We start from the raw sequence: 16,879 nt of genomic DNA on the forward strand, positions 1-16,879 counted from the left end.
ATCATTAGTTTATTAAGGAATGACACATAATTTACCCCGTCAACGTTGGAAATTTTATCCTTCTCAACCTCACATCGTTACAGATATTGTTAAGCACTTTGGGGTTTCTCCCATCATGGCACAGGTTATCGCTAATCGTGGCATTGACGATATAGACTCCGCCCAAGCCTATATCACCCCCGAAACTGTTAACTTACCTTCTCCCCTCGCAGAGTTTCCCGATTTACCCCATAGTATTCAATTATTAAAAGATGCGATCGCATCTGGGGCAAAAATAGCTATCTGTGGAGACTATGATGCAGACGGGATGACCAGTACAGCTTTACTGATTAGAGCCTTAAAACACCTTGAAGCAAAAGTAGATTATGCTATTCCCAGTCGTATGAAAGACGGTTATGGTATTAATGAACGTATTGTCGAAGAATTTAAGCAAGAAGGAGTAAGTTTAATTCTGACGGTAGATAATGGTATTTCTGCTTATAATCCCATCAAAAGGGCAAAAGAATTAGGTTTAAAGGTTATTATAACCGACCATCATGACCTCCCAGAAAAATTACCCCCTGCCGATGCTATTCTCAATCCCAAACTTCTCCCGGAAACTTCTCCCTATTATGGATTAGCAGGAGTCGGAGTAGCTTATGTATTAGGAGTTTGTTTGGCTCAATCTTTAGGAAAATTAGACGGTTTAACTAAATCTCTTTTAGAATTATACACCATAGGTACGATCGCAGATCTTGCCCCTTTAACTGGGGTGAATCGCCGTTGGTTAAAAAGAGGTTTAAAACTACTTCCTAAATCAGATATTCTAGGAATTCAAGCCCTAAGTAAATGTGCAGGATTAACGGAAGAAAAAAAACAGTTGCATTCTGATGATATAGGTTTTAAATTAGGGCCAAGAGTCAATGCTATCGGTAGATTAGATGACCCACAAATTGTCATTGAATTATTCACCACCGATGACGAACAAATCGCCATTACTAAAGCATTGCAATGTGAGCAAACTAATCATACTCGTCAAGAATTATGCAAACAAATCGAAAAAGAAGCCATAGAAATTATCGAAACAAAACCAATTAAATGGCAAGAAGATCGAGTATTATTAATTATTAATAATCATTGGCATCATGGTGTAATTGGCATCGTTGCCTCTCGTTTAGTAGAACGTTATGGAGTGCCAGTTTTTATCGGTACTTATGAAGATGAAGAACCAAGTATAATAAGAGGTTCAGCGAGAGGAATTGAAGAATATAATATATTTTCTGCTTTACAATATTGTGATGATTTATTAAAGAAATATGGGGGTCATAAAGCCGCAGGAGGTTTTAGTTTTGAAGCGAAAAACTTAGATTTAATTCATCAACGTTTAAAAGAATTTTCTTATCAATGCTTACTACCTGAATATTTAAAACCTTTAATTAAAATAGATACTCAAATAACCTTTGAACAAATAACCTTCAAATTATTACAAGAAATTGAGAGTTTATACCCTTGGGGTATTGAAAATAAAGCCCCGATTTTTTGGACTCCCCAAGTAGAAATCAAGTCTGAAAGAATTACTAAAACAGGAGAGCATTTACAACTATTTATTTCTGATGGTACAAGAGAACTAAAAGCGATCGCATGGCGTTGGGCGGTATATTCACCTCTACCTAAAATAGTGGATATTGCCTATAAACTAAAAGAAAATGAATGGCAAGGAGAAAAATCTATTCAACTAGAATTAGTTGGCATCCGACAAAATCTTTGAGTTGATGAAATTGTGGAGTAGGGTGGGCAATGCCCACCATTAAGACTCAAAGAGAGAACTATGCCACAGGTTGCTTACTACTAGCCTCTTTTGCTAAGAATTTTTCCAACTCTGTTAAAGCATCCGCATCTACTTTAGTTTGCATAGGACAGAATTTAGGACCACACATAGAACAAAATTCTGCTTCTTTATAAATATCCGCAGGTAATGTCTCATCATGGTATTCTCTTGCCCTGTCTGGATCTAAAGATAGCTCAAATTGACGATTCCAGTCAAAGTTATAACGAGCTTTAGAAAGTTCATCATCTCTATCTCTTGCACCGGGGCGATGACGGGCAATATCTGCCGCATGAGCCGCAATTTTATAAGCAATTAAGCCATTACGGACATCTTCGGCGTTAGGTAAGCCCAAATGTTCTTTAGGGGTAACATAGCATAGCATCGCAGTACCATACCAACCAGCCATAGCCGCTCCGATCGCACTTGTGATATGATCATAACCGGGAGCAATATCTGTCACCAAAGGACCCAAAACATAGAAAGGAGCCTCTGAGCATTCTTCCATTTGTTTTTTCACATTGAACTCAATTTGATCCATGGGTACATGGCCAGGACCTTCTACCATTACTTGTACATCATGTTCCCACGCACGGCGAGTTAATTGTCCTAAAGTTTTTAACTCTGATAATTGAGCCTCATCAGAAGCATCATGGGTACAACCGGGGCGTAAAGAATCACCCAAACTGAAAGAAACATCATATTTCTTAAAGATTTCGATAATATCATCAAAATGGGTGTAAAGGGGATTTTGTTTATGATGATGCAACATCCAACGGGCAATAATACCACCACCACGGGACACAATACCAGTGATACGATTACGTACTAAAGGCAAGTATTCAATTAAAATACCTGCATGAATAGTCATATAATCAACACCTTGTTGAGCGTGTTTTTCGATGATGTGTAAAAAGTCATCGGCGGTAAGATTTTCGATTTTTCCGTGTACACTTTCTAGGGCTTGGTAAATAGGAACTGTACCAATGGGTACTGGAGAAGCATTAATAATTGCTGTGCGAATTTCATCTAAATTACCGCCCCCAGTGGATAAATCCATGACGGTATCTGCACCATATTTTACCGCTAAGTTTAATTTAGCTACCTCCTCATCAATATTGGACGAGTTAGGAGAAGCACCAATATTCGCATTTACCTTACACTTAGAGGCAATACCAATGCACATAGGCTCAAGATTGGGGTGATTAATATTAGCAGGAATAATCATTCTGCCCCTTGCCACTTCATCTCGAATCAACTCGGCAGGTAAGTTTTCTCTTGTCGCTACATAGTGCATTTCTTCGGTAATAACACCTTGACGAGCATAGTGCATTTGAGACACGTTAGCTTGTCCACGACGTTTCGCTATCCATTCTGTACGCATATTTTTTCCTCTATAAACAGCTTTCCTACGCTGGTATTACCCAGTCTCAGGTTCTAAGGGTTTTTCTCAGCCTAACAAATTAGACACCCCTAGCTATGTGCTAAATTGTATCATTATTTGAGTGAGAATGGCTAATAGTCAACTCCAATCCCCAATTGCTATTTATCAACAATAGATGTATGATTATAGAGTAGATACAGTTAAGAAAATCTTAAACAATCACACTACTTACTTAAAACAATCGTATCATTTTCATGAGACATAGGCACATTAGTCCCGATAGCGCCCTTGGTTTGGTTTCTACTTACAGCTTTCCTGCCATTGTGGGAACGGCTGACATGATGTTGAAATCTGCTGAGGTGATGTTAGTAGGTTATGAGAAAATTGGTGCGGGACATTGTACTGCTATTGTCAGGGGAAGAATCGCAGATGTGCGTTTGGCGGTGGAAGAAGGGGCGAAAATGGCGGAGCAAATAGGTCAATTACACACAAAATTAATTATTCCTCGCCCGATGCCTAATTTAGAGGCAGTTTTTCCCATTGGTAGCCGTTTGGTAGAGGTAGCACAACAAAAAAGGGGCTTTAGCCGTTTAAGTAATCGTTCGATTGGTTTGTTAGAAACAAAAGGATTTCCCGCTATGGTGGGAGCGGCTGATGCAATGTTAAAGTCAGCAGATGTGCAGTTAGCTTCTTATGAAACTATTGGGGCGGGGTTGTGTACAGTGATAGTTAGAGGTTCAGTGGCAAATGTAGCAGTTGCGATCGAAGCTGGAATGGCTGAAGCAGAAAGGATTGGCGACTTGAATGCCGTGATGATTATTCCTCGACTCCTAGAAGATTTAGAGCATACTTTACCCGTTGCTAACTATTGGTTAGAGCAAGAAAATAAAGAGCATCCTTTACCTACATTTACGTCGAGACAGAAAGAAAGAGCAAAACGTAAATTAGTGGCATTACCTGAATTAGAAAAAATCCCTCTTACTTTTGAAACAAGAGAAAAAGTTAAGCAAGAGGCAAAATTAGAATCTCAGTTAGAGTTAAGTTCTGAGTTGGAGTTGAGTCCTGAAAGTGATGATGAAGATAACTAAAAACTAATATTAACCTCAATTTGGTTTAAGAATATCCGATAAGGTTAATCAGGTGTCAGGTTGCAGGTTGCAGGTGTTGGGGTGATGAGGTGAGAGGGAGAAATGAGTTCGGAGTTCGGAGGAGAGGGTGATGAAGTGAGGGGGTGAGAGGGGAAGTAGGGGCTTAGGGTTTTGGGGTGGTAGGGGTTTTTAGCAAGGGGCTTTCTTCTGACCTAGGCAAGGGGCTTAAGCCCCTTGTTTAAGTCAGTTCGGATTAAGGCAATTTTATCGTTATTTCTAAGAAGCTATAAGATTTTCTGACTACGAGTTGGGATGCTTTCAGCTTATCCAAAACTCAGGTTAATTAAGAATTAAAAACCCCCAACTCCTCTCATCCGCCCATCACCCTTTCAAATTATGGACCTGAAAAAACAGCATCTTCAATATCTTGACGAGACAAAGAGTAAGGGAAAGCCCTTTTTATATCACTGCCGTCTGCACCTGCATTCAGATAACTGACACAAATATCCTCTATATCTAAGGTAATTTCTGCCTCCCAATTTCCTTTTTTAACATACCAACAGTTCAATTCTTGGGGATTTTGGTCACATCCCATTTTTTTTAACCATGCTTCAATTTCAGGTAAGGGAAAATTGTACAGTGGACTTTGTGGTGTTAATTGTGCCATTATTTTTAGATCAAAAGTGCCAAAGTTGTTAATTCTCGGTCAAACACTTATCACTATATATTAGAAGTTCTCCACCAAGCAAGACAAAAGGCTAATATCATACATCCGAATATGGTTAAACCCATTAACAATAAAGCAAATAATTCTCCGGCAGATAAAGGGCGATCGCTCGGATCTAAATAACTAGCTTTTGAGCTATCATACTCATTAGCCCGTGAAAAATCATAGGGACTCTGAATCACGTTCCAACGGGAATAACCTATTTGTAAATCATATTTTAAACGGGTTTCAGGATTAGCAAGGACTCCGTAAGCCTCATTTAGACGCTGAAATTTTTGTTTTGCTTCTTCTGGGGGCAAATCCGTCGTGTCAGGATGATAAAATTTACTCAACTCTCGATATGCCCTTCTAATCTCCATTACAGAAGCTGAAGGATGTAATTTCAATAAGCCATAGTGAGTATCCGCAAAATATTCCTTTGTAATAGTTGTATATTGGGTTTTGCGATTATAATCAGAATTCACTTTTTTCTTTTGACAATGACTATTTGTTTCAATATTCTAGTACAAGGTTTTATTTTTTTACCTTAACCAAATTTTAGATAAATATATGTCGATCGCACCTTTTATTTCTGGTTTAATTAAAGTCTGTTTAATCTTATTTTGTTCTCTCTCAATTTGGCTAACTAATACCTCTTCTAGCTATGCCGACATCAATAATGATCGTTACGACGGTAATATTTTTGTGGTTTATGCTGGTAATGGTTCTCTTGTTCCCCCTAAACTGACTTTAAAACAGTCCTTTGACAGAAAAATTCCTGTTATTTTGGTTTACTACCTTGATGACAATAGCGATTCTAAACAATTTGCTTTTATTGTCTCTCGCTTACAAGAATTTTATGGAAAAGTTGCTAGTATTATTCCCGTTTCTGTAGATAGTATTCCTGTGAAAGAAAAATATCAACCTGACGAAGTGGGTTATTACTATCGTGGTGCAATTCCTCAAACCGTTGTCTTAGACGAAAATCGCCAAAAAGTATTTGATGAAGCCGGTGTTATTCAGTTTGAAGCCGTTGATGACGTATTAAGAAAAGTTTTCAATCTATTACCTCGATCGCAATCTGTAGAATTAAAACGTAAAACCTTTAATGAGTTTAATAGTGAATTAGTCCCAGAAGAAAAAGGCAATGGGCAAAGTTAAAAGGGGCAAGAGGTAAGGATGAATAATTAAGAATTAAAAATTAAAAATCCAGAACTCCGAACCCCGAACCCCGAACTCTGTTTATTTCTTAGTTGTTTTCCTTCTAGTTGTCTTTTTAGCGGTAGTTGCTTTTTTCCTTTTAGTGGTGGTTTTTTTCCCTCCCTCTTTCTCTTGGAGTAAAGCTAAGGCTTTTTCTAAAGACATACTTTCTACCGTTTCCCCTTCTGGTAATTTAACGTTGGTTTTACCATGTTGAAAATAGACCCCATAAGGACCTTGATAAATGTTAATGGGTTCATTATCTTCTGGATGATTACCTAATTCTCTTAAGGGAGTCTTTGTTTTGCCTCGTTTGCCTCTGGTAGATTTTGGTTGTGCTAAGATTTCCAAAGCTCTTTCTAAAGTGACGGTTAAAACATCATCTTCTTTGAGAGAGCGATAGTCTTTACCATCTTTTCCTTGATCATGAACGATGTAAGGTCCATAACGACCGAGAGCGGCTTTTATCGGTTTACCTGTTTCTGGATGTTCTCCCAAAGTTCGGGGAAGTTGCAAGTAAGCTAAAGCCATTTCTAGGTTAATATCTTCTAGTTGCACCCCTTTAGGGAAGGAAGAGGTTTTTGGTTTTTTCGCCCTGCCGATGGGTTCATCTCCTAGCTGTACATAGGGGCCATAAGTGCCAATTAAAAGATAGACGGGAAAGCCTGTTTCTGGATCGTGTCCTAAGACTGTAGGTCCTTCTTTTTTCTGTTTTAAAAGGGTTTGGATTTGTTCGGGGTCTAAATCTGCAGGAGTTAAGTCTTCTGGTAAGGATGATTTGATAATTTCTTCCCCTTCCTGAGATTCAATATAAGGGCCAAATTTACCTATTTTAACGGTTGCTCCTTCGAGATTTTCCAGATCGATTACTTTAGCTTGTAGGGCATCAATTTCCGTTTCCCGTTGTTTGACTTGATTTTCTAAGCCGTTTTCTCCTTGATAGAATTTTCGCAGATAAGGCAACCATTGTTCTTGCCCAGAAGCAATATCATCAAGGGTTTGCTCCATTTTCGAGGTGAATTTAGTATCCACTAATTCTTGAAAATTCTTTTCTAATAAGTCCGTGACGGCAAAGGCGGTAAAGGTGGGAATTAAGGCTTTTTGACGAATTTGAGCATAGCCTCTGTCAATAATTGTACCGATAATACTAGCATAAGTGCTAGGACGACCTACGCTTTCACTTTCAAGGGTTTTCACTAGGGATGCTTCGGTGTAACGGGCAGGAGGTTGGGTTTCATGCCCCACTACATCCAATTTTTTACAATCGGGGCGATCGCCCACTTTTAAATCAGGGAGAATTACCTCTTGGTTTTCTAATGCCGCTTCTGGATCATCTGATCCCTCTACATAAGCACGGAAAAACCCTGCAAAATCAATGCGTTTACCGCTAGAACGAAATACAGCGTTTTCTACGGCAATGTTAACGGCAATTTGGGTTAATTGGGCATCCGCCATTTGACAGGCAACGGTACGCTTCCAAATCAAGTCATAGAGAGCAAATTCTTTGTCTCTTAACCCTGTTTCTTTCGGTAGTTTAAAGGTACTTCCAGCAGGGCGTATGGCTTCATGGGCTTCCTGTGCTCCTTTGGCTTTGGTTTTATACTGCTTCGGTTTTGGACTTAAATATTCTTTTCCATACATTTGTTCTACACAACTTCGAGCGGCTGCGATCGCCTGTTCGGAAAGATGTACCGAGTCAGTTCTCATGTAGGTGATATAACCATTTTCATAGAGACTTTGAGCGATACGCATGGTATCTTTTGCCCCTAAACCGAGTTTACGGTTAGCTTCCTGTTGTAAAGTAGAAGTAGTGAAGGGGGGATAGGGCGATCGCTTCGTGGGTTTTTCCTCACAATCGGTAACAGTCCAAGTTTTACCCTTTAACTGTTTCTGTAAAGCAGTGGCTTCTTCCTCTGATAAAACAACGACTTTTTTATTCTTAATTAACTGCCCTGTTTTCGAATCAAAATCGCTCCCAGTAGCTAATTTTTTGCCGTCTAAGGTGATTAATTTTGCCTCAAAATCACTTTTATCCTGACACAATAAAGCCTTTAAATCCCAGTATTTAGCTTGTACAAAAGCTCTTCTTTCCCTTTCTCTTTGCACCAACAAACGCACCGCCACCGATTGCACTCTACCAGCCGATAAACCTCTTGCAATTTTTTTCCAAAGTAAAGGAGAGAGAGTATAGCCCACTAAACGATCTAAAATTCTTCTAGTTTCTTGGGCATGAACTAAATTTTCGTCAATATCCCGACAATTAGATAAAGCCTGATTAATCGCTTCTTTGGTAATCTCATGGAAAACCATTCTTTTTATTGGCACATTAGGCTTTAATAACTGTAACAAATGCCAACTAATACTTTCCCCCTCTCTGTCTTCGTCTGTGGCAAGGATTAATTCTTCTGCATTGGCTAAAGCCTTTTTCAACTGTTGTACAACTTTATTCTTCCCTTTGGGAATTACATAAATTGGCTCAAAATTCTGCTCAACATTTACCCCCAAACGACTCCAAGGATATTGTTTATACTCAGCAGGAACTTCCGCAGAAGAAGAAGGCAAATCCCGCACATGACCCATGGACGCTTCTACAATATAATCTTTTGGTAAATAGTTACGGATGGTTTTGGCTTTGGTAGGTGATTCAACTATAACTAATGTTGACATAGAAAATTCTTATACTCTCTCTGACTCTACTTTACATAATTTATATAACTTATTCTTTTAGCATAACCAAGATCGATCGCCTTTAGGAATTTTTCAATTAGTCAATAGTAAATAGATTAAAAAAGGACAATGGGCAAGGGGCAAGGGACAAAGGTGAATAGTGAATAGTTGATAATTAAAAATTAAAGATTAAAAATCCCGAACTCTTAACTCCTAATTCTGATTTATTGCTAAATATTAACTAAAATCAACAAATATTACAAAAACAGATTTTTTCTGGCTATTTAAACTTCGGTTATTTAAACTAATTGTTAGGTACAAAAAAGGCTAATAACCTTTCTTAAATGAGTGATTAGAGCTAGTACCGCCCCTCTGATCCATGATTGATCTCTCTTGATCTCAAAATTGTAGAGCATAATTCTCCTTGATCTACTTATGTTTGATGGAGTTATTTCTTATTCGAGTAGAAGCGATAAGGCGAAGTGTTGTGAAATGTAGATAGATGGTTTCTATCATGTCGTTCTTTCTCTGAATTAAGAGTTTCTTGATAAGTGGGTTGAGAAACGGTGAGATGTCAAGGGCTGTTTCAAATTTTCATTGTCAACCTTTAGTAAGATTTTTCTGGAAATTAATTTTTGAGTTCAATTTCATTATCAAATGTGTGATACCCGCCTAACTTTCTATGGCGGGTTTAATTTTGCGTAGTTTCCGACGATTTTTTCATCAGAGATGCGGCAAAAAATGGACTGAGGGTAAGTATTAATAGCATTCTCATCATTTGCATGGTTAGTACTAAAGCAGAATCCCCTCCTAACTCTATTACCGTTGCCATCATGGCGGTTAATCCTCCGGGGGTTGAACCTAATAAGGCTGTTAAGGTATCAATTTTGGTCATGAGATGAAATCCGTAACCTGCAAGAAAACAAGTAAAAATAAGCAGTAATACTAATCCTACTTCAATGAGAACTGCTTTTAAGAGTTTTTGGATTGTTTCCACTTCAAATTTTACACCGATAGATAATCCTAACAACAGTAGTCCTCCCCGAAAGATATAACTAGGAATGTCGATTTCGTAAGGAGAAAAGGAAAAGATAAGTAAGCCACAAAAAAAGGGTGCAAGAAATAAGTTGGAAGGCAGTTGAATTTTTTCGCCGATTTTAATACTAATAAAAACAAAAATACTAATTAAGATAATATTAACGATTAAGGGGAGGGAAGGTAATAACCGTTGATTTGTTGTAACTATTATTGGTGAGATGGGTGTTTGATTGGTGTAAAAACTAGCAATGATGGGAATAATTACGGACACCATTAGAATTCTTAGGTATTGTAACACAGCAACTGCGATCGCATCTGCTCCCATATCTTCACTCATAGCGACTAAACTAGGTCCTGCCCCCGGAATACAACCTAAAAAGCTAGTGGCTAAGTCAATATTAGCCCATTTATAGATAACATATCCATTGATTAAACTTAACGTTGCAGTGATGAGAATACACAATAGTAAAGGGAAAAAGAAATTCTGAGCTTGGGTGAATGTTTCTAAGGAAAAACGACTGGCTGTAACTATGGCAATAATAGCTTGTCCGATAACGCTAAATAGTTTAGGTAAAGGCTGAGGTTTTTTTTCAACAACTACCACTATCACCCCAAGAAACAGAGGTATAAGTAAATAAGGTATGGGTAAATTAAGTATTTCTCCAAACCAAGAAAAAGCGATAGCTAAAATGATTAAACCAATGATGCGAATAATATTTTTATAATCCAAAATTGCTGATGACATTTTCCCTTAATTATAAAGTGATAATGGAAATAATTTTTATCTTATGTTATATCTAATAGGGTATAGCAATGCTATTTTAATGGAAAAAAATCATTAGTACGAGATTAAAAATTTAAAAATTCAAGTTTAAAAAAATAATATTTTAATCATCAATTCAGTTGTTTAATTATGAGCTTATCATTTTTTTTCGCAGAGATTTCTATTGAAGAAAATTTGGAGCAATTTTTAATTGTTTTATCTGTTTCTTTAACTGTAGCTACTATCTCTCGATTTTTCAGTTGGTTCAGACAAATTCCCTATACTTTACTGTTAGTAATAGTCGGTTTAGGATTAGCTTTTGTTAATATTCGGTTAATTGATTTATCCCCTGAATTAATCCTAGAAATATTTTTACCTCCTCTACTTTTTGAAGCGGCATGGAATATTAAATGGGATGAATTAAAAAAGAATTTTCTCCCTGTGATTCTTTTAGCTACTATTGGAGTAGTTATTTGTGTGATAGGAGTTTCATTTTCCTTGAGTTATTTTACCACTATGCCAATTGCGATCGCACTTTTAGTAGGGGCAAGTTTATCTGCAAGTGATCCCGTTGCTGTGGTAGCATTATTTCGGGAATTAGGAGCAAGTAAAAAATTAACAACTCTGTTAGAAGGAGAGAGTTTATTAAACGATGGAGTTGCGGTTGTTGCCTTTGTTTTATTGGTAAGTATTCCCCTAGGAAAACATACATTTTCTTTGACTAATTCTATTACTCAATTTAGCACTTTTGTAGGTATTGGAGTAGCTATTGGCTTATTAATCGGCTTTGGAATTTCTTATTTAACCCAAAGATTTGATTTACCTTTAGTAGAACAATCATTAACATTAGTGTCTGCTTATGGGGTGTATTTAGTTACAGAAAAATTAGGAGGATCTGGGGTAATAGGAGTTGTGGTAGTGGGCTTAATTTTAGGTAATTTTGGCTCAAGAATAGGCATGAATCCTCGCACTCGTTTAATTGTTTCTGAGTTTTGGGAATTCCTTGCATTTTTAGTCAATTCTATTATCTTTTTATTAATAGGTGATCAGATTAATTTTACCGATTTAATTACTCATTTAGACTTAATTTTTGTAGCAATTATCGCTTTAATTGTTACTCGCTTAATAGCTGTTTTTGCTTTATCATATATTAGTAATTTAATTACGATAGTCGATATTAATTTGAGAGAGCAAACCGTTCTTTGGTGGGGAGGATTAAGGGGATCAGTTTCCATTGCTCTTGCACTTAGTGTTCCTAGTATTTTATCTGAACGTCAAGAAGTTATAGAAACAGTTTTTGGAGTAGTTTTATTCACTTTATTAGTACAAGGATTAACCACTAAATTATTTTTAGAAAAGTTAAATTTAATTGGTAATCAAGCTATTAAACAAGAGTATTCTGAATTGTTAGCCAGAAGATTTGCCTTAAACAAAGTTTTAGATTATTTAACGGCTATTCCCCCTGATAAAAACCCTGATATTGATCCCGAATTTTACAGTTATGAACAGAAATTGATTGAAGGGCAACGGACAACCATTGAAGAAAAAATAGTTGATTTACAACAGAAAAATCCTGAATTAAAAGATATTTCTATGAAAAAACTGCGAGAGAATTTATTAAATATTGAAGCAGATACCTACGCTGAATTAATCCTCAAAGGGGAATTAAACAAAGATTTATCGCCTATTTTACAAGAAATTATCGCACAAGAAAAATCAGATTTATGATCTAACATTCTGCTTTTAAGGGAGGTTGAGTTAAAGTGGGGATCAAAATTTTTGCCCTCACCCCCAACCCCTCTCCCACAGTAGAGGGGAGTGTTTTTTCTTAATAATTGATTAATTAATACTTAAAAACTCCTGTATCTGTTACTATTTGTTAGTTTCAAAAATTGACATTTTTGAGAATGAAAAAACCCTGGTTAAAGTGGGGATAACAATTTTTTGCCCTCACCCTTAACCTCAGAAAGTTACCGAATGATGAAAGATAGTTGCGTAATAAAATAATAAAATATAGTTATCTTAAATTAAGGAAAATTTTGATAAATTTCTTTGCGGTGTAAAAATCTAACAAATCTTACTTTATTTTTAAAAGCATAAATACCAATGCGATAATCTCCTACTCTAATTCGATAATAATTACTTTCTCCTTTCAAAAATTTGATGTTATTAATTTGTTTTAAATTTTCAGCTTTTTCAATATCTTCTATTACTAACTTAATTTTATTTAAAAGTTTAGCATCTTTAAATTTTTTGTAAATCCTTTTAAAAACTTTTTCTAAATTCTACCTCCATTATTTTTGTTCTAAAATTTTAAAAATAGATTTTTTATCAACTAACTCGGTTTTTTCTCCTTCTTCAATAGCCTTAGATAGGTCAATATCTTCTATGATTTCTGTAATTAAATCAGATAATTCTTCTTTATTTTCACTAATAAGCTCTAAAATTACCTCTTTTAAAGTTTGTTTTAATTGATTACTTTATGATTGTATTCTTCAGGATATTAGTATATTATTAATGAATATGTTGATATAATTCCCTAAAATGCTATGGAAGGCAACCACAAATATCTACACTATCAAGACCTTAAGGAATATTATCATTGTTTAAAAATAATTGACGATCAAATTAATCAATTATCTTCTGCAAAACAGGATTTATATTGGTGTGAAAGTAAGTTGCAAGAAGCACAAGAGTTAGTTAAACCATTTGGCTTTACGAATCAAAGCATCAATAACCTTCCCCAAGTAAACTTTTATTCAAAAAGAATAGAGAGGGAAAAAGTTCAGAATATCCTACAATCCATAACCAAAAATGGTGAGGAGATACTTAAGAACGAACAATTTATTATTATTTTTAATGAGAGAATAAACTCATATGTATTGTCCAAACCTACTTTAGCAGAAAAATTAAAGCAATTAACAACAGAAAAATTATTGTTACAAATTGGTATTGTTATTTATATTTGCTCTTAGGGTTTTAGGTGCTATACTATCAGGGGCTTCAAAAAGATGAAAAAATCAAACAAATCTAACTCCTCCGAATACTTTGACTTTTTTAATTTATTTGGACAACTAAAGAAAAAGAATGAAGAAATAAAAGAAATAAACAAAAAACTTGCTGATGACAAAAATATATTATACCTAGAAAATACAGAAATACCAAGATTATTGAATGTTATTTCTGAGTGTAAAAATCGAATTATCAAGTTCTTTTCTGAACTAAATGAATATACAAAGTTAGCACATAAATTTAAACAAGAAAAAGAAGATGATTTAAAGCAAATATTAAATGAGCAATCAATCAATATTAATAAAATCATGAGTAGGATTTGTCTTCCAGATTTTCAAAATAATTCTCCTCGTCTCTTAACTCTTAATTGGGGTGATCCTTTATGGATTCCTTCGGAAAATGATCCCTGCCATTGGCAACCTCAAACCACAGGTTTAGCACCTGAAGTTATCCGTATTGGAGAAATTGGACTAAAATATAATAGTAATCTCCTACGATTCCCCGCTCTTGTTCCCATCCGTGACTTTTCTAAGGAATTACAGGGTTGTAAATCTGGACATATTGCCTTTTATTCTCAGGATGCTAACTCTCGTCAAACCACTCTTTTAGCTTTACAATCCGTTGCTTTTAGAATGATTAGCACCTTCCCCGTGCGAAAATTTAAAGGCATCTTTATAGATCCTGTGGGTATGGGAGATACTTTTCCCTTTGGCAATTTACATGAATTTATCACCAGTCAAAGAATCTATACCCGTGCCGATGACATTCGGGAACAATTACGGGGTTTAACCGAACACATTGAGCAAGTAATTCAAAATTATTTAGGCAGTAATTACTCCAGCATCGAAGATTATAACCTTGAAGCAGGGGCAATTTCCGAGCCCTATCGTTACTTATTTATCGCTGATTTTCCCACAGGTTTTGATCAACGTGCCTTAGAAGATTTAAAAAGTATTCTCCTCAACGGTCCAAAAACAGGGGTTTATGTCATCCTACACATCGACAAAAATTTAGAAAAGCCCAGAAATTTTGATTACCAAACCTTCAACGATTTCTGCTCCATTATCGATAAATTTACCAATAATTCTCTGTATCAGATTTATTTTCCCAATATTTCTCAGCCTTTCTCTTTAATTTTAGATCAGCCTCCCCCTAACGAACTATTTAACCAAATGGCAGAAGCCATTAATCAGGCAATCAGAAACGTCAAAGTTGATACTGTAGCCTTTTCCAAACTCTATCCTGACGTTAATTGGTATGCTGACAGTCGCAAAGAAATTAGAACTCCCATTGGTTTGATGGGTGCAAAGGATAAACTAGAATTTTGGTTCGGGGAAAATGAAGATGGAGGCATCGTCAGTAATGGTTTATTAGCAGGAAAACCCGGTGCAGGTAAAAGTTTTACCCTCCATGCCATCATCCTCAGTCTAGCCATGCAATATTCCCCCGATGAATTGGAATTATATTTACTAGATTTTAAGCAGGGAGTAGAATTTCAAATTTATGTCGATGCAGAAAAAGGCGAAAATCGTAATTCTAGGGAAGAATTAGACGAAACAAGGGCTTTACCCCATGCGAAAGTTATTTCCATCGAGAGCGATCGAGAATTTGGCTTAAGTGTTTTAGAATATGTTAATCAACAAATAGAAGAACGCAGTAAACTATTCAAGTCCGCAGGTAACTTTGAAAAAATCTATGAATACCGCAACGCTACGGGTAATAAATTACCTCGTATTTTGGTGTTAATCGATGAGTTTCAATATATGTTTCAAGAAAGTGATCAGATTGCCCAACGCCTTAACGTAGTCATGGAAAATATCGTAAGACAAGGACGAGCCTTTGGTATTCACTTATTAATCGCCTCTCAATCTCCCAATGTGTCTAATATGAATCGCAAAATCTATGACTTTCTCGATTTACGCATGGCATTACAAATGCCTCAAAACACCGCAGGTTATGTATTAAATGAAGGTAACACCGATGCCATTGACTTATTAGATCGACCCGGTAAAATGATCTATAATCGCAACTTTGGCAACAAAAACTATAACGATATTGGGCAAGTAGCGGACATATCAGCAGAAGAAAGAAATAAGGCTTTGACTCACATTCAAAACGTGGCAAAAGAAAGACAATATCAACGCCCCGAACCGCTAGTGTTATTCTACGGCTCAAAACCAACTCAATTAAAAGATAATCGCCAATTAGTCCAATTAATGAAAATGAATCAATGGTTATCTTTAAGGGAATTAAACAAACAGGTAATTAAAGATCCTGATTGGATTGTACCAGAAAGCCCCGGAGTATTTTGGTTAGGTGAACCCATGCGCATCGGCAATCACACTCAGGGAATCTTTCGCCGTCGCCCTCGTAGTAATCTGTTATTAGTAGGAAATTCTGAAGAAACCATTTTCGGCATTATTAGCGGTATTTTAATTAGTTTAATCCACTGCTATCAACCCCAAAAAGCAAAGTTTAATATCATTGATTTATCCATCGAAGATGAGGATAATTATTGGACAGAAATGACCGTTAACTTTAGGGATATTTTTAATGAATTTTTCCCTGTTCAAATTGCAAAAAAATATGGTGATAAAGAACAACAAATAATTAAGGCAGAAACCTTATTAAAAGAAACTTTTGAAGAGTTTGAAAGAAGATTAAAACTAAGAGATGAAAACCCTGAACTTAACCCCGATGAATTAGGAGACTCATTATTTTTTATCTATGCTATTGGAGGAATAAATAAAGCATCAAATTTACGCCCTGTCATGGGAAGGAGAGAAGAAGAACCTTCCGAGGATGCTCAAAAAATTCTGGAGTTAATTTCTAAAGGTTCAGAGTTAGGTATTCACACTATTTTATGGTTAGAAGATATGAAAGGTTTTGCCAAACTAAGTAGCAATAATCGCCAGTGGTTAGGTAACTTTGATTTGCGAGTAGGTTTAACCATGTCAGGGGATAATTCCCGTTTATTATTAGGAGAATCTTTTGCCGAAAAATTACCCCGATTAAGGGCATATTTTAAGGATGATTCTTTAAGCATCGATTTAGATAAATTTAAACCTTATGCTGTACCAAGTAAAACAGAAATGCTTGAATATGCCACTAATTTTAAGAAAAGGAAATCGTCCCAATAACAATTAAATTCTCCCCTTTGTTTAAGGGGGTTTAGGGGGGATAAAATTCTTTTTTTAAGAAGAGTTAAGACAGATAA

The 16,879-nt window shown here is 36.0% G+C and carries 11 protein-coding genes, 2 pseudogenes and 1 riboswitch; of the genes and pseudogenes, 6 read left to right on the forward strand and 7 right to left on the reverse strand.

Annotated elements, in window-relative coordinates; all coding sequences use genetic code 11:
- Nucleotides 1-19: 19 nt before the first annotated feature.
- Nucleotides 20-1,747, forward strand: coding sequence for a single-stranded-DNA-specific exonuclease RecJ (gene recJ / locus CYAN10605_RS01390; protein ID WP_015218153.1), 1,728 nt, complete (start codon nt 20-22; stop codon nt 1,745-1,747).
- A gap of 58 nt (nt 1,748-1,805) precedes the next feature.
- On the opposite strand, the gene thiC is transcribed toward recJ, so the two are convergent.
- Nucleotides 1,806-3,188, reverse strand: coding sequence for a phosphomethylpyrimidine synthase (thiC, locus tag CYAN10605_RS01395; RefSeq protein WP_015218154.1), 1,383 nt, complete (start codon nt 3,186-3,188; stop codon nt 1,806-1,808).
- Nucleotides 3,189-3,193: 5 nt separating this feature from the next.
- A riboswitch (TPP riboswitch) is annotated at nt 3,194-3,289 on the reverse strand.
- A 153-nt stretch (nt 3,290-3,442) separates the two neighbouring features.
- Between thiC and ccmO the strand changes: the two genes are divergently transcribed.
- On the forward strand, nt 3,443-4,276 hold the full coding sequence (ccmO, locus tag CYAN10605_RS01400) for a beta-carboxysome assembly protein CcmO (protein WP_015218155.1): 834 nt from the start codon (nt 3,443-3,445) through the stop codon (nt 4,274-4,276).
- A gap of 394 nt (nt 4,277-4,670) precedes the next feature.
- On the opposite strand, the gene CYAN10605_RS01405 is transcribed toward ccmO, so the two are convergent.
- On the reverse strand, nt 4,671-4,943 hold the full coding sequence (locus CYAN10605_RS01405; protein ID WP_015218156.1) for a DUF3143 domain-containing protein: 273 nt from the start codon (nt 4,941-4,943) through the stop codon (nt 4,671-4,673).
- Between the two features lie 53 nt (nt 4,944-4,996).
- Entirely contained in the window at nt 4,997-5,467 is a 471-nt protein-coding gene (locus CYAN10605_RS01410; RefSeq protein ID WP_015218157.1) for a J domain-containing protein, read from the reverse strand.
- Nucleotides 5,468-5,552: 85 nt separating this feature from the next.
- Between CYAN10605_RS01410 and CYAN10605_RS01415 the strand changes: the two genes are divergently transcribed.
- Entirely contained in the window at nt 5,553-6,143 is a 591-nt protein-coding gene (locus CYAN10605_RS01415; RefSeq protein WP_015218158.1) for a thylakoid membrane photosystem I accumulation factor, read from the forward strand.
- An 81-nt stretch (nt 6,144-6,224) separates the two neighbouring features.
- On the opposite strand, the gene topA is transcribed toward CYAN10605_RS01415, so the two are convergent.
- Both topA and CYAN10605_RS01425 read right to left on the reverse strand, forming a co-directional pair.
- Nucleotides 6,225-8,849, reverse strand: a complete 2,625-nt coding sequence (topA, locus tag CYAN10605_RS01420) for a type I DNA topoisomerase (RefSeq protein ID WP_015218159.1) — start codon at nt 8,847-8,849, stop codon at nt 6,225-6,227.
- Nucleotides 8,850-9,540: 691 nt separating this feature from the next.
- On the reverse strand, nt 9,541-10,632 hold the full coding sequence (locus tag CYAN10605_RS01425; protein ID WP_015218160.1) for an AbrB family transcriptional regulator: 1,092 nt from the start codon (nt 10,630-10,632) through the stop codon (nt 9,541-9,543).
- Between the two features lie 168 nt (nt 10,633-10,800).
- Between CYAN10605_RS01425 and CYAN10605_RS01430 the strand changes: the two genes are divergently transcribed.
- Nucleotides 10,801-12,378: a Na+/H+ antiporter gene (locus tag CYAN10605_RS01430; RefSeq protein WP_015218161.1), complete on the forward strand. Its 1,578-nt coding sequence runs from the start codon at nt 10,801-10,803 to the stop codon at nt 12,376-12,378.
- Between the two features lie 299 nt (nt 12,379-12,677).
- On the opposite strand, the pseudogene CYAN10605_RS01435 reads toward CYAN10605_RS01430, so the two are convergent.
- Both CYAN10605_RS01435 and CYAN10605_RS19485 read right to left on the reverse strand, forming a co-directional pair.
- Nucleotides 12,678-12,920, reverse strand: a pseudogene (locus CYAN10605_RS01435) (type II toxin-antitoxin system RelE family toxin); the annotation flags it as partial.
- Between the two features lie 24 nt (nt 12,921-12,944).
- Nucleotides 12,945-13,115: pseudogene (locus CYAN10605_RS19485) on the reverse strand (hypothetical protein); the annotation flags it as partial.
- A gap of 84 nt (nt 13,116-13,199) precedes the next feature.
- On the opposite strand from CYAN10605_RS19485, the gene CYAN10605_RS01440 reads away from it, so the two are divergent.
- A complete protein-coding gene (locus CYAN10605_RS01440; RefSeq protein WP_015218162.1) occupies nt 13,200-13,625 on the forward strand; it encodes a hypothetical protein in 426 nt (141 codons plus the stop codon).
- Nucleotides 13,626-13,661: 36 nt separating this feature from the next.
- Nucleotides 13,662-16,802, forward strand: a complete 3,141-nt coding sequence (locus tag CYAN10605_RS01445) for an FtsK/SpoIIIE domain-containing protein (protein WP_015218163.1) — start codon at nt 13,662-13,664, stop codon at nt 16,800-16,802.
- Nucleotides 16,803-16,879 lie beyond the last annotated feature (77 nt).

Origin of the sequence: Cyanobacterium aponinum PCC 10605 (assembly GCF_000317675.1) — a bacterium.
Taxonomy (GTDB): Bacteria; Cyanobacteriota; Cyanobacteriia; order Cyanobacteriales; family Cyanobacteriaceae; genus PCC-10605.

What these genes read in the sequence shown, in the direction of transcription:
- CYAN10605_RS01405 (WP_015218156.1), bottom strand. Translation starts at nt 4,943, where the DNA reads ATGGCACAATTAACACCACAAAGTCCACTGTACAATTTTCCCTTACCT.
- CYAN10605_RS01425 (WP_015218160.1), bottom strand. Translation starts at nt 10,632, where the DNA reads ATGTCATCAGCAATTTTGGATTATAAAAATATTATTCGCATCATTGGT.
- CYAN10605_RS01440 (WP_015218162.1), top strand. Translation starts at nt 13,200, where the DNA reads ATGGAAGGCAACCACAAATATCTACACTATCAAGACCTTAAGGAATAT.
- ccmO (WP_015218155.1), top strand. Translation starts at nt 3,443, where the DNA reads ATGAGACATAGGCACATTAGTCCCGATAGCGCCCTTGGTTTGGTTTCT.
- recJ (WP_015218153.1), top strand. Translation starts at nt 20, where the DNA reads ATGACACATAATTTACCCCGTCAACGTTGGAAATTTTATCCTTCTCAA.
- CYAN10605_RS01430 (WP_015218161.1), top strand. Translation starts at nt 10,801, where the DNA reads ATGAGCTTATCATTTTTTTTCGCAGAGATTTCTATTGAAGAAAATTTG.
- topA (WP_015218159.1), bottom strand. Translation starts at nt 8,849, where the DNA reads ATGTCAACATTAGTTATAGTTGAATCACCTACCAAAGCCAAAACCATC.
- thiC (WP_015218154.1), bottom strand. Translation starts at nt 3,188, where the DNA reads ATGCGTACAGAATGGATAGCGAAACGTCGTGGACAAGCTAACGTGTCT.
- CYAN10605_RS01415 (WP_015218158.1), top strand. Translation starts at nt 5,553, where the DNA reads ATGTCGATCGCACCTTTTATTTCTGGTTTAATTAAAGTCTGTTTAATC.
- CYAN10605_RS01445 (WP_015218163.1), top strand. Translation starts at nt 13,662, where the DNA reads ATGAAAAAATCAAACAAATCTAACTCCTCCGAATACTTTGACTTTTTT.